Annotated in this window: 23 protein-coding genes; 8 read left to right on the top strand and 15 right to left on the bottom strand. The window is 64.2% G+C overall.

The annotated features are described in order from the left end of the window. Genes DFR67_RS27295 through DFR67_RS27325 form a run of 7 tightly spaced genes read right to left on the bottom strand, consistent with a single transcriptional unit; the run spans window position 1 to window position 6,035 of the window. The gene (locus DFR67_RS27295) at window positions 1-1,266 is read right to left on the bottom strand and encodes a hypothetical protein (RefSeq protein WP_110472604.1); all 1,266 of its coding nucleotides are present in this window, start codon (window positions 1,264-1,266) and stop codon (window positions 1-3) included. 7 nt (window positions 1,267-1,273) lie between these two features. Continuing rightward, window positions 1,274-1,825, bottom strand: coding sequence for a nuclear transport factor 2 family protein (locus tag DFR67_RS27300; RefSeq protein WP_110472605.1), 552 nt, complete (start codon window positions 1,823-1,825; stop codon window positions 1,274-1,276). A 15-nt stretch (window positions 1,826-1,840) separates the two neighbouring features. Continuing rightward, window positions 1,841-2,032, bottom strand: coding sequence for a ferredoxin (locus DFR67_RS27305; protein WP_110472656.1), 192 nt, complete (start codon window positions 2,030-2,032; stop codon window positions 1,841-1,843). Between the two features lie 31 nt (window positions 2,033-2,063). Next, entirely contained in the window at window positions 2,064-3,416 is a 1,353-nt protein-coding gene (locus DFR67_RS27310; protein ID WP_110472606.1) for a cytochrome P450, read from the bottom strand. Continuing rightward, complete coding sequence (locus tag DFR67_RS27315) at window positions 3,413-4,210, bottom strand: SDR family oxidoreductase (protein ID WP_110472607.1); 798 nt, start codon at window positions 4,208-4,210, stop codon at window positions 3,413-3,415. The genes DFR67_RS27310 and DFR67_RS27315 overlap by 4 nt, the downstream gene beginning before the upstream one ends. Next, window positions 4,210-5,448, bottom strand: a complete 1,239-nt coding sequence (locus DFR67_RS27320) for a cytochrome P450 (protein ID WP_110472608.1) — start codon at window positions 5,446-5,448, stop codon at window positions 4,210-4,212. Before DFR67_RS27320 ends, DFR67_RS27315 begins: the two co-directional genes overlap by 1 nt. Further along, window positions 5,445-6,035, bottom strand: a complete 591-nt coding sequence (locus DFR67_RS27325) for a TetR/AcrR family transcriptional regulator (protein WP_110472609.1) — start codon at window positions 6,033-6,035, stop codon at window positions 5,445-5,447. The genes DFR67_RS27320 and DFR67_RS27325 overlap by 4 nt, the downstream gene beginning before the upstream one ends. A 66-nt stretch (window positions 6,036-6,101) precedes the next feature. Here DFR67_RS27325 and DFR67_RS27330 point away from each other — a divergent pair, with 66 nt between their 5' ends. Genes DFR67_RS27330 through DFR67_RS27350 form a run of 5 tightly spaced genes read left to right on the top strand, consistent with a single transcriptional unit; the run spans window position 6,102 to window position 10,557 of the window. Continuing rightward, window positions 6,102-7,568, top strand: a complete 1,467-nt coding sequence (locus DFR67_RS27330; RefSeq protein WP_110472610.1) for an aldehyde dehydrogenase — start codon at window positions 6,102-6,104, stop codon at window positions 7,566-7,568. A gap of 13 nt (window positions 7,569-7,581) precedes the next feature. Then, the gene (locus DFR67_RS27335) at window positions 7,582-8,319 is read left to right on the top strand and encodes an SDR family oxidoreductase (protein WP_110472611.1); all 738 of its coding nucleotides are present in this window, start codon (window positions 7,582-7,584) and stop codon (window positions 8,317-8,319) included. Continuing rightward, window positions 8,316-9,167, top strand: a complete 852-nt coding sequence (locus DFR67_RS27340) for an NAD(P)-dependent oxidoreductase (RefSeq protein ID WP_110472612.1) — start codon at window positions 8,316-8,318, stop codon at window positions 9,165-9,167. The genes DFR67_RS27335 and DFR67_RS27340 overlap by 4 nt, the downstream gene beginning before the upstream one ends. Further along, window positions 9,164-9,577: a carboxymuconolactone decarboxylase family protein gene (locus tag DFR67_RS27345; protein WP_110472613.1), complete on the top strand. Its 414-nt coding sequence runs from the start codon at window positions 9,164-9,166 to the stop codon at window positions 9,575-9,577. Before DFR67_RS27340 ends, DFR67_RS27345 begins: the two co-directional genes overlap by 4 nt. Continuing rightward, window positions 9,574-10,557, top strand: coding sequence for an LLM class flavin-dependent oxidoreductase (locus DFR67_RS27350; protein ID WP_110472614.1), 984 nt, complete (start codon window positions 9,574-9,576; stop codon window positions 10,555-10,557). The genes DFR67_RS27345 and DFR67_RS27350 overlap by 4 nt, the downstream gene beginning before the upstream one ends. On the opposite strand, the gene DFR67_RS27355 is transcribed toward DFR67_RS27350, so the two are convergent. Continuing rightward, window positions 10,554-11,300 (bottom strand): alpha/beta fold hydrolase, encoded by a 747-nt coding sequence (locus DFR67_RS27355; RefSeq protein ID WP_245938198.1) that lies wholly within the window; start codon window positions 11,298-11,300, stop codon window positions 10,554-10,556. The genes DFR67_RS27350 and DFR67_RS27355 overlap by 4 nt on opposite strands. A gap of 75 nt (window positions 11,301-11,375) precedes the next feature. Between DFR67_RS27355 and DFR67_RS27360 the strand changes: the two genes are divergently transcribed. Further along, window positions 11,376-12,275, top strand: a complete 900-nt coding sequence (locus tag DFR67_RS27360; RefSeq protein ID WP_110472615.1) for an amidohydrolase family protein — start codon at window positions 11,376-11,378, stop codon at window positions 12,273-12,275. 82 nt (window positions 12,276-12,357) lie between these two features. On the opposite strand, the gene DFR67_RS27365 is transcribed toward DFR67_RS27360, so the two are convergent. After that, entirely contained in the window at window positions 12,358-12,639 is a 282-nt protein-coding gene (locus DFR67_RS27365) for a DUF2277 domain-containing protein (protein ID WP_084893569.1), read from the bottom strand. A 15-nt stretch (window positions 12,640-12,654) separates the two neighbouring features. Further along, on the bottom strand, window positions 12,655-13,623 hold the full coding sequence (locus tag DFR67_RS27370; RefSeq protein ID WP_110472616.1) for an NADPH:quinone oxidoreductase family protein: 969 nt from the start codon (window positions 13,621-13,623) through the stop codon (window positions 12,655-12,657). A 41-nt stretch (window positions 13,624-13,664) separates the two neighbouring features. Between DFR67_RS27370 and DFR67_RS27375 the strand changes: the two genes are divergently transcribed. Further along, on the top strand, window positions 13,665-14,354 hold the full coding sequence (locus DFR67_RS27375; RefSeq protein WP_110472617.1) for a class I SAM-dependent methyltransferase: 690 nt from the start codon (window positions 13,665-13,667) through the stop codon (window positions 14,352-14,354). On the opposite strand, the gene DFR67_RS27380 is transcribed toward DFR67_RS27375, so the two are convergent. The 5 genes from DFR67_RS27380 to DFR67_RS27400 all read right to left on the bottom strand — a co-directional run bounded on the left by DFR67_RS27380 (window position 14,339) and on the right by DFR67_RS27400 (window position 22,412). After that, on the bottom strand, window positions 14,339-14,854 hold the full coding sequence (locus DFR67_RS27380) for a metallophosphoesterase family protein (protein ID WP_110472618.1): 516 nt from the start codon (window positions 14,852-14,854) through the stop codon (window positions 14,339-14,341). The genes DFR67_RS27375 and DFR67_RS27380 overlap by 16 nt on opposite strands. Next, a complete protein-coding gene (locus DFR67_RS27385; protein ID WP_110472619.1) occupies window positions 14,832-15,581 on the bottom strand; it encodes an ABC transporter ATP-binding protein in 750 nt (249 codons plus the stop codon). Before DFR67_RS27385 ends, DFR67_RS27380 begins: the two co-directional genes overlap by 23 nt. Then, complete coding sequence (locus DFR67_RS27390; RefSeq protein WP_110472620.1) at window positions 15,578-18,328, bottom strand: branched-chain amino acid ABC transporter permease/ATP-binding protein; 2,751 nt, start codon at window positions 18,326-18,328, stop codon at window positions 15,578-15,580. The genes DFR67_RS27385 and DFR67_RS27390 overlap by 4 nt, the downstream gene beginning before the upstream one ends. Before the next feature lie 54 nt (window positions 18,329-18,382). Then, a complete protein-coding gene (locus DFR67_RS27395) occupies window positions 18,383-19,633 on the bottom strand; it encodes an ABC transporter substrate-binding protein (protein WP_110472621.1) in 1,251 nt (416 codons plus the stop codon). Window positions 19,634-19,913: 280 nt separating this feature from the next. After that, entirely contained in the window at window positions 19,914-22,412 is a 2,499-nt protein-coding gene (locus DFR67_RS27400; protein WP_245938199.1) for an AMP-binding protein, read from the bottom strand. Between the two features lie 158 nt (window positions 22,413-22,570). On the opposite strand from DFR67_RS27400, the gene DFR67_RS27405 reads away from it, so the two are divergent. After that, on the top strand, window positions 22,571-24,298 hold the full coding sequence (locus DFR67_RS27405; RefSeq protein ID WP_245938200.1) for a class I adenylate-forming enzyme family protein: 1,728 nt from the start codon (window positions 22,571-22,573) through the stop codon (window positions 24,296-24,298). Window positions 24,299-24,320 lie beyond the last annotated feature (22 nt).

A 24,320-nucleotide genomic window follows, 5' to 3' on the forward strand; every position in this document is an offset into this window, starting at 1 on the left:
TCAGGTACCTGCCGTCACCGGAGTGATCGACAGAGGAATTCCGCGGCCACGGTCCTCGAACTCGAACGTTGCGCCGCCACTGAAACGGGCTATCGCAACTTCCCCGAGTTCTTTCGCCAGCGGTTCGCCGTGGGCGATCTCGATCACCAGGTCTTCGCCGTCCGCGTAGCCGGATACCCCGGACCAACTGGGGTCGACGGCAGTCGCCATCGCCAACACGGGCTCGAGGTGCCCGGGGTCGAGGTGTGCCAACCATCCGTCATCCACGACGGCGTCGGAGTTACGGGGCAACCTCACCCTCACGATGGCGTCTTTGCCCGAGCCGACCGTCTCGACCTCGACTCCGCTGTACTGCACAGGTCCCAGAATCGGATGCAGTCGCAACACCGTCGCCAGATCCTCGGCCTCTCGGTCGAGACCGAGGCTCTGACGCAGCCGATCAGCGGTCAGCCCGCTGATGCCGGTGAGCTGTTTCCGGAAGATCTCGATGGCGCCGTCCTCGTCGGTCTTGCCGCGTACCGACATCAGGAACCCGAGGGCGAGTAACTGATGTTGCAGCGCAACCTCTTCTGCGATGCGCACCAGCGCCGAATGCGACCAGTCCTCGAACCTCAGGTCCTCCCAGACCGGGCCCAGGTAGTCATCATGGCCCTCGCCACCGGGTTCGATCGCGGACAACTCGGCGGCGGCGGCCCGAGTGCCCGACATGATGATCGATTCCGGGGGCAGCGGCAACTCATCCCGGTCGGGTTCGATCGTCACCGTCCAGGCGCAGTGCGGATGCTGATCCTGCGGCCTGCGCGGTGGCCGGTGGATCGGGCGGATCCGGGCGCGCCGATTGGTGGCGATGGCGGTGGCGTCGAACGTCGGGTCTTCGATGTCGTGGCACATCGAGGTGACGTAGTCGTCCCCCATCGGCTCGACATCCATCAGTGCGCCACAGTGATTGAGTACGAACTCGCCGTGGTACTCATCGAAGATCGTGTAGCGGAAGTCCATGAACTGCGGTGGCGCGCCGATGTCGAGTTGCAGACATTTGAACATGTCCGCCACCCCGTCTCCGTCGATCTTCAAGGCGGTACGCATCCGCTTGGTGTAGACGGGGCTTGCTGCCATCCATTCCTCGATGGCGATCTGGGCCATTGTCTCGCGCCCGAAAGCTGCGATGCAGTGCGCCATTCCGGATCGATCGATCAACTGTCCCGACAACAGGAGTTCGGGTACCAGCTTGGCCAGGGTCATGCGATCAAGGGCTGCGTACGACATTCTCAGATCACCACATCGGGACCGGTGATTTGCCGAGTGGGTACCAACCCGGCAGCAGCTCGGTGGCATTGACGACGCGGTCGATCCGGCCCTGCATGCCTTTGCTCATCACACCGTCGGTCATCATCTCCATGAACAGCGCGGTGACGTTGCCGTAGTCGAAGAAATCACGCTGCCAACCCCATTTGAAGTCGCCGGCATACTTGAACCAGCTGCCCTGGATGCCCTCCAGACCGTAGTGCGATCCGTCTGGGCGGGTTGCCTCGAAGATCTGCTTCCAAAGTCCGAGCATGTCGCCGGTCTTCTCGTCGATCACCCACGACTGATAGGGGTAGGTCCAACCGTCGAGCCCGTCCATCTCGTACCCGATGGCGTAGTCACGGATCTGATCGCGACCGATGGCCATGAAGTCGTGCTTTGCGCCGTAGTTCCAGCCATAGGTTGCGTCTTCGGTGTAGAACTCGGCCAGCGGACGCCAATCACCGGCCTTCTCGCAATCGCTGTTTCCCTGCAACCAGCGCTCGACCATCTCATCGAGTTCCGCACGATCAAAAGCCATGACAATGACCAACTTTCATTCTTCGACAATTCTGAGGGCTTGCGTCGGACAGTAGCGCACGGCGCGCTCCACGTCCGCCAAATGACTGCTATCAGGTTGTGAATCAAGCAGTTTCACAGATTCACGCTCTGCTTCGAACAGGTCCGGGGCTTCCATCTCGCACATTCCGTGCCCCTGACACAAATCGAGATCCACTTCGATCTTCATTCCGAACACCTCCACCAGAGCTCGGCGCCGACTACTTGGAACGTTTGCGATACTTGACCTTGCACGGCTGCGCGAGCTGCACCACCATCTTCGAGTGGTCGTTCTTGTACGACTCCGAGGGCTGGGCCATCTCGAACTCGTAATTCTGCAGGAGCACCGAGAAGATCGCCTTGAGCTGCATGATCGCGAACTGTGCGCCGACACAGCGGTGGCGGCCCGCGCCGAACGGGATCCAGGTCCAGCGGTTGACGAGATCCTCCTGGCGCGGCTCGAGATAGCGATCGGGGTCGAACGCGTCAGGGTTGGGGAAGTCCTCGGGCAAACGGTTGGAGATCGCCGGAGACACCGCGATCGACTGGCCGGGTTCGAGGTGGAAATCTTCGACTTCGAAGTCGTTCTGAACCACCCGCATCAAGACGATCAACGGTGGGTGCAACCGGAGCGCTTCTTTCAGCGCAGACTCGAGCTTCGGTATCTGGCGCATCGCACCGAAGCTGTATTCCGCACCGTCCGAATAGATCTCGTCCAGCTCGGCGGTCACCTGCGTCATATACTCCGGATGCCGCAGCAACTCGATCAACGTCCACGCGGCGGTACCCGATGTGGTGTGGTGGCCCGCGAACATCATCGAGATGAACATGCCGGTGATGGTGTCCGCAGTGAATCGAAGGTTGCCCTCGTCATCCCGGATCGAGATGAGGACATCGAGGAGGTCTTTGTCCTCATCGGTGGCAGGCTCTCCGGCGATTCTGGTGTCCATGATCTCTTGGACCAGCTCCACCAGCCCTTTCCGGGCGGCATCGCGCTTGCGGAAGCTCTCGATGTCGGCGTAGGCGTCGACGTACGCGATCGGGTCGGTGCCCTTTTCCAGGTCGTGGTAGAGATGCGCGAAACGCCCGTCGAGTTGCTCACGGAACTTCTTGCCCACCAGGCATGCCGACGAGGTGTAGATGGTCAGCTCCGCAAAGAACTCGAGCAGATCGATTTCGCCCTCATCACCCCAGTTGGCGATGATGCGCTCGGTCTCCAGAGGAATCGTGATCGCGTGCTGTTTCATGTGGGCGCCTTTGAGCGCCTGGTTGTGCAACATCTCCGACCGGCGCTCGGGGCTGGCATCGAACACGACGCCCTCGCCGAAGATCGGGGTCATGAACGGATAGGCAGCCGCCTGGTCGAGATCCTCCTCGGAGGCGCGGAAGAAGGCTTCGTTGGCGGCCGCTCCTGACACGAGCGCCACCTCGCGGTCGGCGAGCTGGAAGACACCGACGTCGCCGCACTCTTCACGGACCCGCCAGAACAGGCCGATCGGATCGGTCGAAAGTTCTTCGAGGTGTCCGTGTTCGCCTTCGCCACCGGATACGCGCTTCGGCTTCGTGAGGGTCATTTCTTCTTGTCTCCTTCGATGCGTGGGACCGGGGCTTCGGCCTCGACCTCGACCAGGCGCATGTGCGCTCCTCGAGGCATGGAAACGATCGTCAAGATTGCTGTGGCCAGATGTTCTGGTTTGAGGAAGTTGCTGTGGCGGGCCAGCCCGAAAGGAATCCAGTCATTGAGCACGGACTCGGCGACCTCCGGTGTGAAGTTCATACCCATACCCGTCATCACCTGACCGGGGCGAACGAGACTGGCGCGCACACCGGTGCCTTCGAGTTCCATCTGCGCCACCTCGGCGAGCCCCTCGACTCCGCGTTTGGCGGCTACGTAGGCGCCCATCTGCGGGCGGGGACGCATCACGACGTCTGAGCTGATGAACACGAAGTCGCCTCGACGCCTGGAGATCATCTCGGGTGCGACGCGCCGGTACAGGCGCTGCGCCCCGAGCAGGTGGACGTTGACCTGAGCGGCGAAATCGTCGTTGGTGATCTCGTGCGAACGGCCCGGATCGAGGTCGCCGGCACCCGATACCACGATCTCGGCCGGGCCCAGTTGCGCTTCGGCCTTGGTGACGAACTCATCGATCGATGCGGTGTCAGTGATGTCCAGTGGTAACGCAACCGCCTCGCCGCCGGCCTCGTTGATCTGGTCGACGAACTCCTGGGATTTGTGAACTCGCCGGGCGCCCAGCGCAACCGGGTGTCCGGCGGCACCGAGCATGACGGCGGTCGCCGCACCGATGCCGGACGACGCGCCGGCCACGAGCACGGGTCGCCGGGTGGGCTGGGGTTCGAAACGCGGCATCAGCGGGCCTTCACTTTCATGGGTAGTGATGCGAATCCACGGACGTTCACCGAATGCACGCGCTCGGCGTTGGCGATGTCGATATCGACCTGATTGATCGACTCGACGATCTGACCGAGCGCAACGTTCGATTCGAGCCTGGCCAGATGGGCGCCGAGGCAGAAATGCGTTCCCAGACCGAAGCTGGTGAGCGTCTGCGAACTGTCCCTGCCGATCTCGTAGCGGTCGGCGTTCTCGAAGACGTCGTCGTCGCGATTGGCCGAACCCAGGAGCAGCAGTACGCGTTGGCCCGCCGGGATGGTGTACCCGCCGTACTCGACATCCTCCATGACCCTGCGCACCACGATCTGGGTCGAGTTGTCGTAGCGCAGTGTCTCCTCGGTCCATGCCGGGACCGCTTCGGGATCGGCCATGGGGATTGCGAGCTGGTCGGGGTATCGCCAGCCCCAATACACGGCATTGGCAAGCAGTTTGGTGGTCGTCTCGTTGCCCGCGACGATCATGAGGATCATGAAGCCGATGATCTCGTCATCGGTGAGTCTGGTCTTCTCACCCGTCTCGTCGTCGAGGATCTCTGCGTCGAGCAGCGCCGAGACGAGATCGGTGCCGGGGTTCTTGCGGCGATCGACGAGCAATTCGCTGTAATAGCGGGTCAGTTCGAAGTAGGCGTAGACGGCCGCTTCCGGGACGTCGAACACGCCCTCCTCGCGGTGGATCAGCAGGTCCGACTGGGTACGCAGGTGGGCCCGGTCGGCGACCGGCACATCGAGCAGTTCCGACACGACATCCATCGGTAGCAGGCCCGCGAACTCGGTCACATAGTCGAACTCGCCCATCTCGAGGCAGCGATCCCAGTGCTGGTGGGTGAGTTCGGCGATCCGCTCTGCCAGCTCGCCGATCCGTTTCGGTGTGAAACCTTTCGACACCAGTTTGCGGATACGCATGTGCTTCGGATCGTCCAGTGCCAGAAAGGACATCGACTTGTGAGCGTCAGGTCCGTAGGCGGCAGGGTCCATCGACACGCCCCAGCTGTTGGACAGCCGGGTCGCATCTCGGAAACCGTTGCGCACGTCTTCATGCTTCGCGAACGCCCAGAAGTCCATGTCGGCGTTGTGATAGACCGGCGCCTCGGCACGGAGCCGGGCATAGGTCGGGTAAGGATCTTCGTGAAAGTTGTAGTCATACGGGTCGAACGGGAGCGGTTCACGAAGGTTCGGGGTCTGCATTCCTGCGGTCATCGGTTCTCCAGCAGTAGGTTTGCCGCGGCGACAAGCCGATCGGCGATGGCGGAATAAGTTTCGTAGCCCATCCCGGCGCGGACGAGCGCGCCGGAGTACAGCATTTCGAGTGCTTCGAGGAGACTTTCATCGGCCGGCGCCCCGGTGTCGGCGACCAGAGCCGACGAGAGTCGTTGGCGGATCAGCACGCCGATACGAACCCGCAGATGCTCGACGTCGGGGTCCGATCCCAGTAGAGATGCCGTGACCGCGCGTGCGAGTTGATTGTCATCCTCCACCGCGAGCGATACCGAGCGCAGCACCACCGCTACCCGCTCGGCGCGGGGCAGCGTCGGATCGGGCTCGACGATCTCCTCGGCCAGCCGCCGCCAGAACAGCTCGGCGACCACATGGCCTTTCGAACTGAAGTAGGTGTAGGCGGTCGCGGGCGCGACTCCGGCACGCTTGGCCACCGACCGCACCGTCAGCGCGTCGTAGCCGACGTCGCGGAGTACCTCGACCGCGGCCTCGGTGAGCTTGTTCACCGTGTCCGCCTGCGCGGTGGTGAGCCTGCGGCGAGTGGATTCGAAAGAAACCGGACTGGACATGGACACTGACATTACACTAGGTTCAAACGCGAGTCCAGACACCTGTCCAGAAGGAGGCGATCGGCGATGACGCTGAAGCCAGAAAACAGCTCCGAGCTGTTGATAGACGGTAAATTGGTCCCGGGATCCGGCGGCACCTTCGACATCATCAACCCCGCCACCGAGGAGGTGATCGGACAGGCCGCCGATGGCACCGCCGCTGACATGGACGCGGCGATCGCGGCTGCGCGCACCGCCTTCGACACCACCACGTGGTCACGTGATCCGGCTTTCCGCGCCAAGTGCCTACGCCAACTGCGCGATGCGTTGCAGGGCCACGTCGACGAACTCCGTGAGATCACGATCGCAGAGGTCGGCGCACCACACTTCCTCACCTCGGGCCCACAGCTCGAGGGCCCCATCGCAGACCTGGGCTACTTCGCCGATCTCGCCGAGAACTACGAGTGGAGTTCCGATCTCGGCCGGGCGAAGCCGATGGGCATCAAAAACGATCGGGTCGTGCAACGCGAGGCCGCAGGTGTCGTCGGCGCGATCACGCCGTGGAACTTCCCGCACCAGATCAATTTCGCCAAGATCGGCCCTGCACTGGCGGCCGGGTGCACCGTCGTCCTCAAGCCGGCACCCGACACCCCGTGGTGTGCGGCGCTGGTGGGCAAGATCATCGCCGAGGAAACCGACATGCCGGCGGGAGTCATCAACATCGTCACCTCGAGCGACCACAGCGTGGGAGCGCTCTTGTCGACCGATCCCCGTGTCGACATCGTCTCGTTCACCGGTTCCACTGCCACCGGCAAGAAGGTGATGATCGCCGCGGCCGAGTCACTCAAGCGGGTGTTCCTCGAACTGGGCGGCAAGTCGGCGTTCATCGTCCTCGACGACGCCGACCTCGCCTCGGCCTGCTCGATGGCCGGATTCTCCGTGGTCACACACGCCGGTCAAGGATGCGCCATCACCACCCGACTGCTCGTGCCACGCGAAAAATATTCCGAGGCAATCGGTTACGTGCGCGACAGCATGGCCGGCCTCCCAGCAGGCGATCCGGCCGACCCCGGGACCATTTGCGGACCGGTGATCTCTGCAGTGCAACGTGACCGCGTCGAGAGCTACATCCAGCTCGCTCGCGACGAAGGCGGCACCATCGAGATCGGCGGCGGACGGCCCACGAACAAGGACAAGGGCTACTTCATCGAGCCGACGCTGATCTCCGGTGTCGAGAACTCCGCCCGGGTCGCACAGGAAGAGATCTTCGGTCCCGTCCTCGTCATCATCCCGCACGATGGCGACGACGACGCGATCCGGATCGCCAACGACTCCCCCTACGGGCTGTCCGGCGCGGTGTGGGGTACCGACCCCGACCGGATCAAGAAGGTGGTCGACGGCGTCCGCACCGGAACCATGAGCATCAACGGCGGTATCTGGTACTCCGCCGACATCCCCTTCGGCGGCTACAAGCAGTCCGGGATCGGTCGCGAGATGGGCGTGGCCGGCTTCGAGGAATACCTGGAAACCAAAGCCATCGCGACACCAGCATAGGGAGCAGAACACAGTGAGCAACAATCGATTCGAAGGCAAGACAGCCATCGTCACCGGAGCGGCCGGCGGCATCGGCGAGGTCTACGCACGCCGACTGGCCGCCGAGGGTGCCAACGTCGTGGTCGCCGACCTCAACGACGAGGCGGGCAAGCAGGTCGCAGCAGACCTCGGTGGGCTCTACGTCAACACCGACGTCGCCGACCCGGGGTCCGCGCAGGCCCTGGCCACCGCGACCCTCGATGCATACGGACAGATCGACTACCTGGTCAACAACGCCGCGATCTACGGCGGAATGCAGCTCGACTTCCTCATCACCGTGCCCTGGGACTACTACAAGAAGTTCATGAGCGTGAACCTCGACGGCGCACTCAACGTGACCCGCGCCGTATACGGGCACATGAAGCCCGGCAGTGCGATCGTCAACCAGTCCTCTACCGCGGCGTGGCTCTACAGCGGTTTCTACGGACTCGCGAAGGTCGGCGTGAACGGATTGACCCAGCAGCTGGCCACCGAACTCGGCGGATCCGGCATTCGCGTCAACGCGATCGCACCGGGGCCGATCGACACCGAGGCCACCAAGTCGACCACCCCGGGCAACATGGTCAAGGACATGGTCGCCAAATTGCCGCTGTCCCGCATGGGAACTCCGGACGATCTGGTCGGCATGCTGCTGTTCCTCCTCTCCGACGAGGCGAGCTGGGTCACCGGCCAGATCTTCAATGTCGACGGCGGACAGATCATCCGGTCATGAGCGAGCAGACTGCGGTCGGGTTCATCGGGCTCGGCAACATGGGTTTGCCGATGGCGCAGAAACTCGCCGCGTGGCCCGGCGGATTGGTGTTCGCCGACCTGAATCCGGACGTCGATGTGCCGGGTGCAACGCGAGCAGGTTCCGCCGCGGAAGTCGCCAAGGCAGCGAGCGTCATCGGCGTCACGGTGCTCAACGACGAGCAGGTCGTGTCGGTGGTGCGCGGGCCGAACGGCATCCTCGAGACTGCGGCGCCCGGCACCGTGATCGCGATCCACTCGACGATCAGTCCCCAGACGGCGGTCGACCTGGAGAAGCACTGTGCCGAGCAGGGTGTTGCCCTGGTCGACGCACCGGTGTCCGGTGGTGCAGACGGAGCGAAACAGGGCCGCCTCGCCATCATGGTCGGTGGCGATCGCGAGGCATATCTGAAGCTCAAGGAGCCCTACGGGCTCATGTCCGACATGATGATCCACGCCGGACCCGTAGGTGCCGGGACCAAGATGAAACTGGCCCGAAACCTCTTGCACTTCATCGCTTTCACAGCGACGACCGAGGCCTCCCGACTTGCCGAAGCCGCAGGGGTCGACATCGTCAAACTCGGCAAGGTCGTGCGCCACACGGACGCGATCACCGGCGGCGCCGGGGCCATCATGCTGCGCGACAGCACTGCACCGATCGAACCGGACGACTTCTGGTACGACATCTTCACGCACGTGCGAGGCCTGGGAGAGAAGGATCTCGGACTGGCGCTGCAACTCGGCGCCGAGTTGGGGGTCGAACTCCCACTCGGTGAAATCTCTCTGCAACGGTTCGCCGACGGCTTGGGTGTAGGAAAGGACAACACATGACGACAGAGGAAACATCTGAGCAGCGCCAGAAGGGTCTGGACATGATGTCCAGGGTCTACGGCTGGGAGATGAAGGACGGGCCGGGAGACTTCTTCGCGCACACCGCCGACCATCTCTTCGGTGAGGTGTGGACGCGGGAGGGACTCTCGATCCGGGATCGTCGGCTACTGCTGCTGGGCGCATTGGCGGCGACCGGCCAGACCGACGTCGCGGAGATCCAGGCCGGGGCGGCCCTGGGCAACGGAGAGCTCGACGGCGACCAACTACGCGAGATCGCACTCTTCCTCTGCTACTACATCGGGTGGCCACAGGGCACCCGACTGAACTTCATGTTCGGCGATGTCATCGGCAAGTACGAGAAGGCACAGCGAAAAGAGGCCGAAGGCAACGGGGCTCGGCCGAGTTCATGACGTTCTTCGCGACGCGGTACGACTTCCGGGCGCCGGGCGCGTCGCCGACCGCACGAGCAGAACTCTTCGCTCGTGCGGTCGAGCAGGTCAAATACCTAGATACGCACGGTCAGGACGTCGTGATGCTCTCGGAACATCACGGCTCTCCTGACGGATATCTCCCGAATCCCTTGATGGTGGCCTCGGCGTTCGCGGCCGCCACCTCGCGGATCATGCTCACCGTCTCGGCCGTCGTCGTCAACCTCCATCACCCGTTGCGTCTCGCCGAGGACATTGCGCTGCTCGACCACCTCAGTGGCGGCCGGGTCTCGTACACGCTGGGTCTGGGTTATCTACCACAGGAATATGCTCAGCTCGGTGCCCCGTGGCGGACCAGAGGCGCCGACATCGAGCGGGCGATCACGGTTCTTCGACAAGCCTGGACAGGCGAGGAGTTCGAGTTCGAAGGCCGCACCGTCAGGGTCACACCCACTCCCCTCACCCAGCCCCATCCCATGCTCTTCTACGGCGGCGGCTCCCGCGCCGCGGCGCTACGCGCAGCCAGACTCGACCTCGGTTTCCAGCCCCAGGTCGCCGATCCCGAACTGCGTGAGATGTACGACGCAGAATGCCGGGCACACGGCCGAGAGCCGGGCTTCATGATGACCCCACCCCAGGGGCCGTCGACGGTTTTCTGCGCAGCGGATCCGGACCGCTTCTGGAGTGAGTACGGCGAGTACCTCCTCGCCGACGCCAAGGCCTACGATGCCTGGCACGGCGACCACGCGTCCCACGTCCGCGACAGCTCGTCGACGGTGAGCGAATTACGCAGCGGCACAGGTTACGTGGTGTGCACCCCGGATGAGCTCATCGAACGGTGCCGGAGCAGAGAGTTCCGCCTCGTCACCAGTCATCCACTCTGCGGAGGGATGCCGGCGACGCCTTCATGGGAAAGCGTCAACCTCATCGGCGAGAAGGTGATCCCCGCCCTGGTGCCCTAACGCCGTGACGCTCTGGTGCTCTCGTGTTCGGATGCCACGAGCGACGCCGCGAATGCCGCGATGGCGGCGCCCGTGACGTTCGGCTGGATGAGGGGGAACAAGTGGCTTGCACGGGGTATCACCGTGAGGTTGGCATTCGGTGAGACGGCCGTGAATCGGCGTTCGTTCACCCGGAACTGATCCCAGCCGCCGTTGACGAACTCGATCGGCCCCGGATAGTGCGCCAATTCGCCAAGGGCGTCGAACCGGGATACCTCGGCGACAACATCCTTGATCGAGGCCAACGCCAGTCCGCCGATCTCCATGTCGTCGGATACCTGTCGTCCGACGGCTGCACGGGTCAGCCACCGACTCATGGTTGCGGCTTGTTCGGGCAAGTACGCGGTCGCAGCCCCGAAGGCACGAAACGGTGTGGCGAGAAGCCGGCTGGGCTGGGCCGTCGAGCACATGGCGACCAGACCCGCCACGAGTTCGGGACGCCTACCCGCTGTCGCCATCGAGACATACCCGCCCATCGACATCCCGGCCACCACCGCAGGCTGACCGAGAGTCTCGATGGCTGCGACAACAGTGTCCACGGCGCCAGCGAGGGTGAAAGTCTCGTCCCGACGCGAACCATGACCGGGTAAGTCGGGGAACACCACCTGTCGGTCGGGTATCGCCGCGGCGATCCGGTGCAGTGATGCACCGCTGACGCGAATCCCATGGACAAGGACCACCGGCGTAGGTGCGGGCACAGACACGTCGTCAGTATGCCCGGACTGCGGATCTGCAGGCATCTTCAGCGTGAACAGCAGCAATGGGTAACGTGAAGAACTGTGTCTGAACCCGAAGCGCTGACCCTCGCCGAGGCAGGTGCCGTTCGCACTGTCTGGCAGCAACTCGACCTGCCGGGGCTTGTCGACGTGCACACCCACTTCATGCCGAAATCGGTCATGGACAAGGTCTGGGCGTACTTCGATTCGGTGGGTCCGATGGTGGGCCGCGAATGGCCGATCACCTACCGCGCCGATGAGACCCGGCGCGTCGAAGTACTGCGCGACTTCGGCGTCCGGGCGTTCACGTCCATGATCTATCCGCACAAGGCGGAGATGGCGACCTGGCTCAACAGCTGGGCGGCCGATTTCGCAGCACATACCCCCGAATGCCTGCACACGGCGACGTTCTACCCGGAACCCTCTGCACCGGACTATGTGGTCGCCGCCATCGAATCCGGCGCGAAGATCTTCAAGTCCCACATCCAGGTCGGCAATTACAGCCCCGTGGATCCATTGCTCGACGGTGTCTGGGCCGCCATCTCCGACGCCGAGGTTCCCGTGGTGATCCATTGCGGATCCGGTCCGGCACCTGGAGAGTTCACCGGGCCGCAGCCGATCGGCGACCTGCTACGCGCGTTCCCGCGGCTCCCGCTCATCATCGCCCACATGGGGATGCCCGAGTACGACGACTTCCTCGATCTGGCGGCCACGTACGAGAACGTGCACCTCGACACCACCATGGCGTTCACCGACTTCGCCGAGGAGGACGCCCCGTTCCCCGTGAACTCGAGGCAGAAGCTTCGTGATCTCGGTGACCGGATCCTGTGGGGCAGCGACTTCCCCAACATTCCGTACACCTACACCAGCGCACTCGATGCCGTGATCCGGCTCGACCTCGGCGACGACTGGGTTCGTGGGGTACTGCACAACAACGCCGCCCGGCTGTTCGACATCGCCTGACCCCGCAGAACCACATGTTCCAGGCAAAACCACACGTTGCAACGTGTGGTTTTGCCTGAAACATGTGGATTTGCAAGGGGTTTCAGGTCTGAGCGGCCGCCCGCGCCGCAATCCGCGCCTGCACCTCGGGCCGACGCAGCGGAGGCACCGTCTTGGGTGGCTGGCGCCGGGCAGGCAGCGCCTGCAGCAACTCCGTGGTCGCCGCGGTCACCCGCTGCACCGCGAGTTCGAACGCGTCGACGCTGGCCGCTGATGGCTTCTGCACGCCACTGACCTTGCGCACGTACTGACGCGCCGCCGCTTCGATCTCGACGCCGGTCGCAGGCGGTTCCAGTCCACGCAGTTCAGTTATGTTGCGGCACATGACTCTCCTTCGATCTCACTCCGAAATCTTGACTACCGCCTTGCCGAAGATCTTGCCATTGGCGAGGTCGTCGAGCGCCTGGGGCAGCTGGTCCAGCGTGTAGGTGACGTTGACCGGGGGACGCATCCCATCGGCGACCATGGCGGTCAGGTCTTCATGCAACTGCGCAGGCAACGCCGGATGGGTGCGCACGTACTCACCCCAGGCCGCGCCTGTCACGGAGATGTTGCGGAACAGGACGCGGTTGAGCTTCACGGTCGGGATTCCGCCTGCGGCGAAGCCGATGACCACGAATCGGCCATCCGGTGCGACCTGACGCAGCGCCTCGTCGAACACCTCGCCGCCGACCGGATCGATGAGCACATCGACGCCGCTGCCGGTGAGCTCCTTGATCTTTGCGCCCCACCCCTCTTCGAGCTGAACGACCTCGTCGGCACCGACAGAACGGAGCAGTTCCTCGGCGCCCTTCCGGTGCACGATGGCGATGACCCTCGCACCCATCGCTTTTGCGACCTGGATGGTCGCGACCCCGACGCCGCCCGCGCTGCCCAGCACCCCGACGGTCTCCCCCGGCTGCAGGTTCGCTCGTGTCTTGAGCGCGAAGATCGCGGTCTGCAGATTGATGCCCATCGCAGCACCCTCGTCGAAGCTCAGTTCTGGTGGGATCCGCAGCAGCTGGTCCGGGGCAGCAACCACCTTTTCCGCGAAACCGCCGACGATGGACATCACCTGGACGCGGTCGCCGACGGAGAACCCCGACCCTGCCGGCGCCTGCGCGACGACGCCGGCGACCTCGGTGCCCGGCGTGAACGGCACCGGCACCTTGAGTTGATACTTGCCCTGGCTCATCAACAGGTCGGGAAAACACACGCCGCACGATTTGACGTCGACCAGGACCTGATCGTCGTTCGGTACCGGGTCAGGGACCTCGCCAAGGGTCAGTCCACTCGGGCCGGTTTCTTCGTTGAGTATCTGCGCCTTCATAAAGGACAACCCTACGCGGGAGTGCCGATAGCATCACAGGTATGACATCAGTACCCGAGACACGCACCGATCAGCCGTCCGAGCGCCACCTCCAGGTCGCCGCCGACGCCCCGGGGTTCATGCCGATCGACGAGGCAATAGCCCTCTATCAGGTTGCAGCACAATATTTGTCACTCGACGATTCCGTCGCTATCGGCGTCGAGATCGGTACGTACTGCGGCAAATCGACCGTCTTCCTCGGTGCCGCTGCACAGCCGGTGGGCGCCACCATCGTCACCATCGACCACCACCGGGGCTCCGAGGAGCACCAGCCCGGCTGGGAGTACCACGACACCTCACTGGTCGACCCGCACACGGGCAGACTCGACACCTCCGCCCGCTTCCGGAGAACGATGTGGGACGCCGGGCTCGACGACACCGTCATCGGCCTGCTCGCGACGTCGACGGCGGCCGCGAAGGTGTGGGGCCGGCCCGCCGACTTCATCTTCATCGACGGTGGTCACAGCAGCGAGGCAGCCCAGAACGACCTGGCGGGCTGGGCGCCGTGGGTGCGCGTCGGCGGCGCCCTGCTGATCCACGATGTGTTCCCCGACCCCGCGGACGGGGGACGGCCGCCGTTCGAGATCTACGAGAAGGCGCTCGGCACCGGGCAGTTCACCGAGGTCGGCGTCCAGGGCTCCCTACGGGTGCTGCGACGGGACTCCGGAGAGCCCGGTCAGCCGCTCTTCTGATTCCGGACCGGCAGTCGATGGACCCGCACGTCGAGCACGGAGTCGTCGTCGATGGTGGCCGTCATATACGTGCAGTGCGGCTGCCTGCGGCGATCGGTGGGTGATCCCGGATTGAGCAGGCGCAGGCCGGTGTCGCTGGTGGTGTCCCAGGGGATGTGACTGTGTCCGAAGACGAGCACGTCGGTGTCGGGATAGGCAAGGGACATCCGCTTCTCGCGCCCCGCCGACGGCCCCGTCTCATGGGTCACGGTGAACCGCAGGCCCCCGAGTTCGACATCGACGCGCTCGGGCATGCGTCCGCGAAGGTCGTCGCCGTCGTTGTTTCCCCAGCACGCGACCAGTCGCCGGGAGCGCGCCTGGAGGGCTTCGAACGATGCCAGGTCCACCCAGTCGCCGGCGTGGATGACCACGTCGGCGACCTCGACCGCGTCCCAGACCGGCGCGGGCAGATCTCGCGCACGCTTCGGGATGTGAGTGTCAGAGATCAGTAGAAGATCCACTGGTCGAATTTAGCTTGCGGGCGCCCAGATAGGCACCCTCGACCAGCGATGGATCGCGACGTAGAACCGCGGCAGCTTCTTCGAGCGCAATCTCACCATGGACCAGGATCACGGCACGATCGGCCACCTCGAGTGCCAGATGAACATGCTGTTCCACCAACACCACGGCCGTCCCCCGTTGCTCGGCGACCGTTCGCAAGATCGGCAGAATCGACTCGACGACGACGGGCGCCAACCCCATGCTCAGTTCGTCGATCAACAGCACCTTGGGCTGCTGGATCAGTGCGCGCCCGATGGCCAGCATCTGCTGCTCGCCCCCGGAGAGTTGCCCGGCGTCGACCTTCAGTCGCGCTGCGAGGGCGGGAAAGTACTCGAGGACCTCGCCGAGGGCCTGCTTGCCACGCGTCCGGCCGTGGGTGGCCAGCTGCAGGTTCTTCCGGACGCTCAGCCCGCGGAACAGGGCGCGGTCGTCAGGCACGAGCACCAGGCCCGAACGTACTGCAGCGCGCGGACTTCCACTCTTCACGGCAGAGTCACCCACGGTCACACTGCCGGCAGAACTCGTGAGCAGCCCTGCCAGTGTCAACAGCAGCGTGGTCTTCCCGGCACCGTTGGGCCCCAGCAGACAAACCACTTCCCCGGCGTCGAGCGTCAGGTCGACGTTCCGCACGCAGGGGCTGCGCTTGAAATACCCGGCTTCGAGGCCAGCGCACACGAGGGCACTCATGACGTCACTCCCGGCTTGGTGAGTTCGATACTCGGCGGCGGCTCCCCAGCACCTTTCGGTACACCGAGGTAGGCGCGGATGACCTCTTGATCCGCGCGGATGTCATCGGGCGTGCCCGATGCGATGACCTTGCCCAGATCGAGCACGATGATCCGATCGCAGACCGACAGAACGAGTTCCATGTCGTGGTCGACCAACAGCATGGTCACACCGGTGTCCCGGACTGCGCGCATGCGCGCACCCAGCCATCGACTTTCGGTGCTGTCCAGGCCCGCCGCGGGTTCGTCGAGCATTGCCACCGAGGGATTGCCTGCGAGCACCCGGGCCACCGACACCAGTTGCCGTTGTCCCTGCGACAGCGAGGCGACGGTGACGTCGGCGACGCCGCGCAGGCCCAGTCGCTGCAGCACCGCTTCCACGCTGTCCCCACGGGCCCCGACCGTGACGTTCTCCTTCACCGACAGGTCGTCGTACAGTTCGACATCCTGGAACGTGCGGCCGAGTCCGCGGCGACTGCGCAGGTGCGGTGAGACACCATCGAGGGTGTGCCCACCCAGAGTCACCGTGCCAACGGATTCGGCGAACCCACTGACCGCGTCGATGAGTGTGGTCTTGCCTGCTCCGTTGGGCCCGATCAGACCGACGATCTCGCCCTCGAACACTTCGAAGGACACATCGCTGACCGCAGCCACCGCGCCATACCGAACACCGACTCCGGTTACGGCCAGCAGCGGAACATCCGACGTGGGCACGCGCGGGGCGGTGTCGGACTCGTCGATCGGCCCAGCCGCTTCTGATCCCGTCGGTGCCGCGGTGGCGGGCTGTCGGCGGGCGGCGATCGCGCGCTGGATCCGTCCGGCGATACCGTCCGGGTTGATCATCACCGTGACGATCAACAACACCCCGCTGACCAAGGCGTAGTAGTCGCCGGAGTCGAAGGCGCGGTCGAGGACGACGAACAACAGTGCGCCCGGTGCCAGCACCCCGGCGAGCAAGCCGCCGGACACCGAGGTGATCCCGGCGGTGTAGATGACGGCGAAGATCGCAATACCCGCGAACACACTGTATGACCCGGCCGTGGCCAACGTCTGCTGGTACGCCAGCAGGGTGCCGCTGATCCCGGCCAGGAACGATCCGATCGCAAACGCTGCCAACTTGGTTCGTGACACGTTGATCCCGGCTGCGGCTGCGGCTCGTTCGTTTGCTCGCACCGCGAGCATCGCCGAGCCCAATCGGCTCCGACGCAGCAGGGCCACGCCCACTGCAGCCGCGACGACGATTATCAAACACATGAGTCCGAATGAGATCCTCGGGTAGTTCTCCCCCGCACCGATTCCCAGATCGACACCGAAGATCTCGGGTGCGTCGAAGTTCGCACCTTCGATACCGCCGTTGAACGACGGATTGCGGAACCAGAAGGCCTCCAGGAACACCGCGAGCGCCAAAGTGACGACCATGAACGGTAACCCGCGGATCCGCAGAGCCGGCAGCCCGACCACCACGCCGATCACGGTGGCCATCAACGCGGCCAGGATGGGCGCGAAGGGGAACGGGATACCGAGTTGGGTGTTCACCACACTAAGTCCGAACGCGCCCGCCCCGGCGAGGGTCAACTGAGCGAGCGACACCTGCCCGGCGAACCCGGTGATCACCACCTGCGAGAGTCCGAGGATCGCGAAGATGAACGTCGCGATGATCGCCCCCCGATAGCTGCCGGAGGTCAGACACACCGCCACGAGCGCAACGCCCGTGACCACGATCGAGGGAAGCAGAACCCGTTTCGGGCGGGGCGCACGACCCAGGTTCTGATGCACGATGGCACCACGACTGGGCAGCGGGCGGCCTTTCACCACCAGGAAAACCAGAATCAGGATCAGCGGAATGGCCTCGGAGACACCCGAATCGGGCACCCAGTCATACAGACTCTGAAAGTGGGTTCCCTCGGACTGCAGGATGCCGATACCCAGTCCGGCCGCCACCGCCAATGCCATCGACGAGAAGTTCCCGACCAGGGCTGCGGCCAGCGCCGGCACGATGAACATCGTGTAGGCAATCGGGCTGAGTGGGACGATCGGCGCGATCAGGATGCCGCCCAGTCCGGCGATCACCGATGACAGGGCCCAGTTGCTGATCGCGATGCGATCGGGAGACAGACCGGTGACGAATGCGCCCTTCTCCGATTCGGCCGCGGCCTCGGTCGCGACGCCGAACCTCGAGAAGTGATAGGCAAGCGCCACAACAGTTGCCAGCGCGACGATCACGACCGCCAGCCAGATGCGGTCCGTGGGCACCTGGCTCTCCCCGATCGAGATCGTCCCCGGTTCGAAGATCGGCGCGACCGGCACCGACGAGGTGCCGAGCCGCAGTGCGAGCAGAGCCTGGATCGTGAGCATCAGCCCGATCGACGCCACCGCCTTGGCAACCACCGGTGCCGACCGCATCGGACGGAAGATCGCCAGGTACAGCACGGCTCCGAGCACCGCCGCGATGACCAGGGAGATGGCCACCGCCGGAACCAGTCCCAACTCGCCTCCGAGTTCGATCGACGAAGGGAAGCCGGGAATCGGGTTGAGCAGTTCACCCTGGCGCAGCATGCCGTAGGTGTACGTGGTGTACAGCGCCACAGCACCTGTCGCGAAGTTCACCACCCCCGAACTCTTGAAGGTCATCACCAACGCGAGTCCGAGGGCGGCGTACACCGCACCGTTGCCCAGGCCGAGGAACAGATAGGCAAAGTGTTCGGTCATCTACTTCATTCCCAACTTCTTCTTCGTCACAACCGATTGCGGCCCACTCCGGATCTAGCCGACAGGGGTGAGATTCTGTGGACGGCCCTGGCTGTCCACCTCACCGATCAGCAGGGACTTGCTGCAGATCGACTTCAGTTGCGGGATCGCGGTTCCGTCGCAGGTGAAGGTCAAACCGGTGCCGAGTGGCAGCGGAATGTTCTTCGCGGTCCGTAGTGCTTCCGTCACCGCCGCAGGCGTCACGTCGCCGGTCAGATTCTGGATGACGCGGTACAGGCCCATGACTCCCTGGTAGCCGGTGTATCCGTAGCCGCGGATGTCGGTGTCGGGTGCATACTGCGCCATGACCGACCGGTACAGCACCGAATCGGGCTCCTCCGAGTACAGGTCAACCGTGGTGAAGTCCATGATGCCTTCGATGACAGAGCCGCCGACTGCTTCGACCACCTCGGGCGCGACACACGTGGGCACCACGAATCGCTCTTTTCCGGGAGCCACGGTCTGGATCGTCTTCAGCACCGTGATGCACATGTTCGCGTCGCCGACGATCGCTACCGCATCCGGGTTGTCAGACAGGCCGGCGGTCACCTGCGGTGTCGGATCCGGCACCCCCGAGGGGATCGGGACCACCTTCAGTTCGAGGCCCGCAGCCTGGAAGATCGGCGTGCCGATCGCCGAGATCGCAGCTGGGGTCCCGCCTCCGTCTCCGGACAACAGGGCGATTTTTTTGATGCCGTTCTTCGCGGAATACTCTGCCATCCCGGACAACACGCCCGGGAGGCCTGCGGTGTACATGTACGAATCCGGTGACGTCAGTTCGATGGGGGTGACGCCCACGGGACCGGTGTACGGGATACCGGCGCCCGAGAGGATCGGCAACATGGCCGCACCCTGCGCGCCGCCCGGCACGACGACCGCGGACACCTTCTGCTCGACCATCTGGTTGGCGCAGCTCGTCGCCGACGCCGGTTCCTCCTGCTGCTTGCACACGACGAGATCGATGGGCCGCCCACCTATCCCGCCCAGGTTGGCGTTGATGTACTCGGTCGCGGCCTCCGCGTTCTCCCGATTGGCCGGGAACGACGCGAACGAGCCACCCTCACTGTTGATGAACCCGATCTTGATCGGGGCTCCGGTGGCTTCGTTCGCCGGAAGCGCAGTGGTCGCCAGTGAGGACTCGGCGTTGTCACCACTGCTGTCCGACCCGTCACTGCACGCAGTGACTCCCAGCGACGCGACCAGCAGCGAGATGCCGACCCCGACAAGTGCCTTATGCCTTCGACAACTCACGTTGCGTGCCTTCATATGTGGTGTCCTTTTCAGTCCGTGGTGAGGCGAACGAGATGTGCAACGCCGATACACCTCCGCGGTGGGACTGTTCGGCCGGCGAATCCGGCACGCGAGGGTGAAGGACGAAGCGACGGTGATACAGATCACTTCTGTTGTGGAACGTAAGGGACATTACGCATAGACCTACGTATCGTCAACCGTATCGACACTCGTCCAGTTTTCGTAATCGTCTCTCGCGCAGCACAAAAGGACACGTCGCAGCTCAGTCGCCCGACGTGAGGGGTGCGGGTCGCACTCAGCCCGGATAGGCTTCGCGCACCTTCCGCTTGAGGATCTTCCCTGTCGCATTGCGCGGCAGTGGGCCGAGGTCGAAAACCACGTTTGTCGGGATCTTGTACTCGGCCAGGGTCTCTCGGACGATGTCCTGGACCTCGGCGGTCGTCATCTCCCGTCCGTCGCGGGTGTTCACGACGGCGACCACCGTCTCCCCGAGTCGCTCGTGAGGTACCCCGAACACCGCAACCTCGACAAAGAGGCCCGAGGCCATGAGCGCATACTCGACCTCGGCGCAGTAGACGTTCTCGCCGGCCGAGATGACGATGTCCTTCTTGCGATCGACAACGAAGACGAGTCCATTGGTATCGACGTATCCGAGATCGCCCGTGCGATACCAGGACCCGTCGAACACCGCGCTCGTCTCGTCCGGGCGGTCGAGGTATCCGGCCATGATCAGGGGCCCGCGGGCCTGGAGTTCACCGATCTCACCCTGCGACAGGGCAATGCCGGCCGGGTCCACCACTCTCACATCCATGACCGGACTCACCGGCCCCGACGAATCCGGATGCGCAGCCAGCAGATCCCCGCCCGCCGTGCAGATACTGCCGGTGGCCTCGGTCATCCCCCATCCGACGCTACGGCCGGCAGACGGCAGCACCGCACCGATTCTCGCCACCAGGTCCGGCGGGGTCGCCTGCCCCGCCGGTGAGATGTTCACCAGACTGGATACGGCCTCGGCCGGGGGGTTCACCGACAACAGGTCGGTGATGACCATGGGCGGGCCTGCGAGCATCGCCAGTTTGTGTCGGGAGATCATCTCGATCGCCGCCGCAGGATCCCATCGCCGCAAGATCACCACGAAGCCGCCCGACGTCATCGTCGTGAGCAACGAAACCAGCCCCGACGTGTGGAACAGCGGAAATATCAGCAGCGCCGACAGTTTCGGCATCAAGTCGCGCAGAGCGTCGACTTCCATCCCGTACTTCCGGGCATTCACCGCGATGTTCATCTCTTTGATCAGCCGCAGGTTCATGATCATCGTGCAGACGTTGCGCTGCGTGAGGACCACGCCTTTGCTCCGTCCCGACGTTCCGGAGGTGAACAGGATCAGGCACGGGGAGTCGGCGGTCACGGCCGCCGGTTCACCGCTTACCGATCCGGTCGCGACGAGGTCGGCATAGGCCCGCGCCGGGCCTGCAGGCAACTCCTCGCCGACCACGATCAACTCGGCCAGCACGTCGCTCTCCCTGACGAGGGCGGCGCGCGTCTGGTCTGCGATCACCACGACGCATGAGGCGTCGGCCACTGCCGCACCGATCTGACCGGGGGTCTCGCGACTGTTGAACAGCACCGCCACCGCACCCCGCCGCGCGATGGCCATCACTGAAACCACAAAGGCAAGTTGGTTTCTCATGATCACACCGACTCGCTGGCCGGCTTCGATCCGATAGTCCGAACTCAGCGCCGCAGCCAGTCGCTCCGCCATCTCGGCGACGTCACGATAGGTGTACTCGACCCCTTCCTCGATGAGAAGGACGCTGTCGGCGTAGGTATCGGTCAGACCGCGCAAGACGTCGTCGAGACTGGCCGGGGTCTCGCGGTACACCCTCATGGGCTCGCCCGCGACGTCGATCGTCGTCAGCGCGAACGGCCCCTGCGGACCTGTCAGCTCCGACTCGAGTTCGCGATACAGGGACACCGAATCTACAGCGGCGGTCATGCGTTCATCTCCTCTGCGGTTTTCGGTCTGGGGTTTTTCGGTCTGGGGTTTTCGGTCTGGGGTTTTTCGGTCTGGGGGCACGTCACGCGCACTCGAAAGAGAACACGTTCTAGTCGAAGATAGACCACCAGCGGTGTCCGATTCAGCAGAATCAACCTGGGAGTTGTCCGTGGTCAGGTAAATGGCGACGGCTTCGACCAGACCACGGCGACCCTCGGACTCGTCGGCGTAGGTACTCATCTCGAACTCCTCGCGTAGTCCACGCAGCGCTCCGGGCAGAAAGATCCGCACCCGGCGCAGCCGATCGGAGTTCAGCGGCAACCCCGCAAAAGCACCCTCATACGAGGCGGTCCACACCCGGTCCCAGTCAGCGATCGCGGCTGCGGTCCGCGGATAGGCCGACTCGAGTTCCGACCGATCACCCGGCAGCAGTGTTCGGAGATTGTTGACCGCCCGGGCCCGTGGTGTTCCGAGCAGGTTCCAGAATCGGTCGATTACGGCGGCAACACGATCCGCCGTGGCCTCCGGCGCATCACGCGGTGACGGGTCGGACGGCGCGGGGAGCAGTTCCCATTCGTCCAGGATGAGCCCCAGTACGGCCGCCCAGAGTCCGTCCACGTCGCCGAACTGGTGCTGGACCGTCCCCCACGTGACTCCGGCTTCCCGCGCGATCTGATTTGCGCTGGCCGGGTCGGCAGCATCATGGGCGGCCAGACACACGATCGCCACCTCGAGCAGCTGACGACGCGTCTGCAGACCACGACGGTTGAGCCGGGTTCCCTTGGCGCTGATGACCATCGGTGCACAGTAGCGACTCCCGGGCCACTCCGTGGCGATTGACACATAAAGGCCTCTATGACTAAATGAGCACAGCAAACTGTGATCTAGGTCTCATTGTTTGCACAGTGCAAATCGCCGCGTGGTCCACCGTGGACCCCGCATCAAGGAGCAGGCGTGTGAGTCAGGGAACCGTGGATACCCAGTCCGTCGTCGAGACGTATCGCGAGATCGAGCAGTCGCTGACTGCGCCGGGCGCACCATTCGAGATGACGTCGACGATCGTGCGCGGCGAGCCGGTCCGGACGTATCGCAACGCCGAATCGAGCCTGTACGACGTCTTTGCAGCGCTCGGCCGCAGCGGTGGCGACAACCTCCTGGTGGCCGACGGTGACACCGGCTACTCCTACGCCGAGGTGTTCGCCGACGCCGACCGTCTCGCCGCCGCACTCGCCCACGACTACGGCATCACCACCGGCGATCACGTCGGCGTCGTGATGAGCAACCAGTACGCCTATCTGGTAACACTTTTCGCGGTCCTGCGCGCCGGCGGCGTCGGCGTGCTCTACAACGCACGGAGCTCAACCGCGGAACTGACCGCCGCGATGGCGGATGTCCCGTCGTCGGTGACCGTGGTGGATCCGCGCCGGATCGAACTCGTCCGGAACGCTGATCAGAACACCAGGCTGATCGTGACGCAACCCTGTCTCGACGACCTGCCAGACCTCCCCGAAATCCTGACCCGAGACCATCCCGACCTCCCGGACCCGTCTGCTGATCCGGACTCGACTGCACTCATCCTGTTCACGTCCGGCACTTCCGGTGCTCCCAAAGGTGTTGAGCTCACCCATCGCAACATGTGCAATGTGGTGCTCAACATGCGATTCGTCGCCGACACCAACATCGCCTTCGCCGCCAACACCTACGGGCTGTCGGTCGACGAAGTCCGCGGTTTCATGCCGCAGATCAGTGCACTGCTGATCTTCCCGCTGTTCCACGTCTCAGGGCTGGCCGCCTTGTCGTCGGCCATGGGTTCGGGTGGTCTCATCGTCACCATGGACCGCTGGGATCCGGACCGGGCCGCGGACCTGATCAAACAGCACGCGATCACCCTGATGTCCGGTCCGCCCATGGTCGTCAGCGACCTCATGGCGATCGACGGCGCCGAGGACAAACTCGGCACACTGGTGAATGTGGTGCCCGGCGGGCAGGCGACGCCACCCAACATCACTGCCCAGATAGTTTCTCGCCTACCGAATTCGCGCCGCAGTTCCGGATGGGGCATGACCGAGGTGGGCGGGAGTGTGTGTACCGCGGGCGGCGACATCCTCGGCGCCTTCCCGGAGACCGCGGGGCCGATGAGTCCGACCATGGATGTCCGCGTGATCGGCGCCGACGGACATGAAGTCCCGGCAGGTAGCGCCGGAGAGCTGTATTTGCGCGGCGGGCTGATCATGAAGGGCTACTTCGGGCGCCCCGACGACACCGAGGCCGCATTCGACGGATCCTGGCTGCGCACCGGAGACATCGGTTATGTGGACGAGTACGGCCTGGTCTATCTGGTGGACCGCAAGAAAGATCTGGTCATCACCAGAGGCGAGAACATCTCGTGTGTGGAAGTCGAATCTGTTCTTGCAGCGTCGGATCGATTCACCGAGGTGGCGGTGTTCGGAGTACCGGATCCACGGCTGGGCGAACGTCTGATCGCGGCCGTTCGCCCGCGGACAGACGAAGCCGACATCAGCGGTGACGAGGTCAAGGCCATCGTCGGAGCAACCCTGAACTCGCAGAAGATTCCTGACGACGTCGTGATCGCCACGGCACCCCTTCCGCGCAACGCCACCGGCAAGTTGCTCAAACGAGTGCTGCGTCAGTCATATCTGGATACTCACGCCGGCAATCGCTGAACCGGCGTACCGAGCACCTGGC

It is taken from the genome of Williamsia limnetica (assembly GCF_003217475.1).
GTDB lineage: Bacteria > Actinomycetota > Actinomycetes > Mycobacteriales > Mycobacteriaceae > Williamsia > Williamsia limnetica.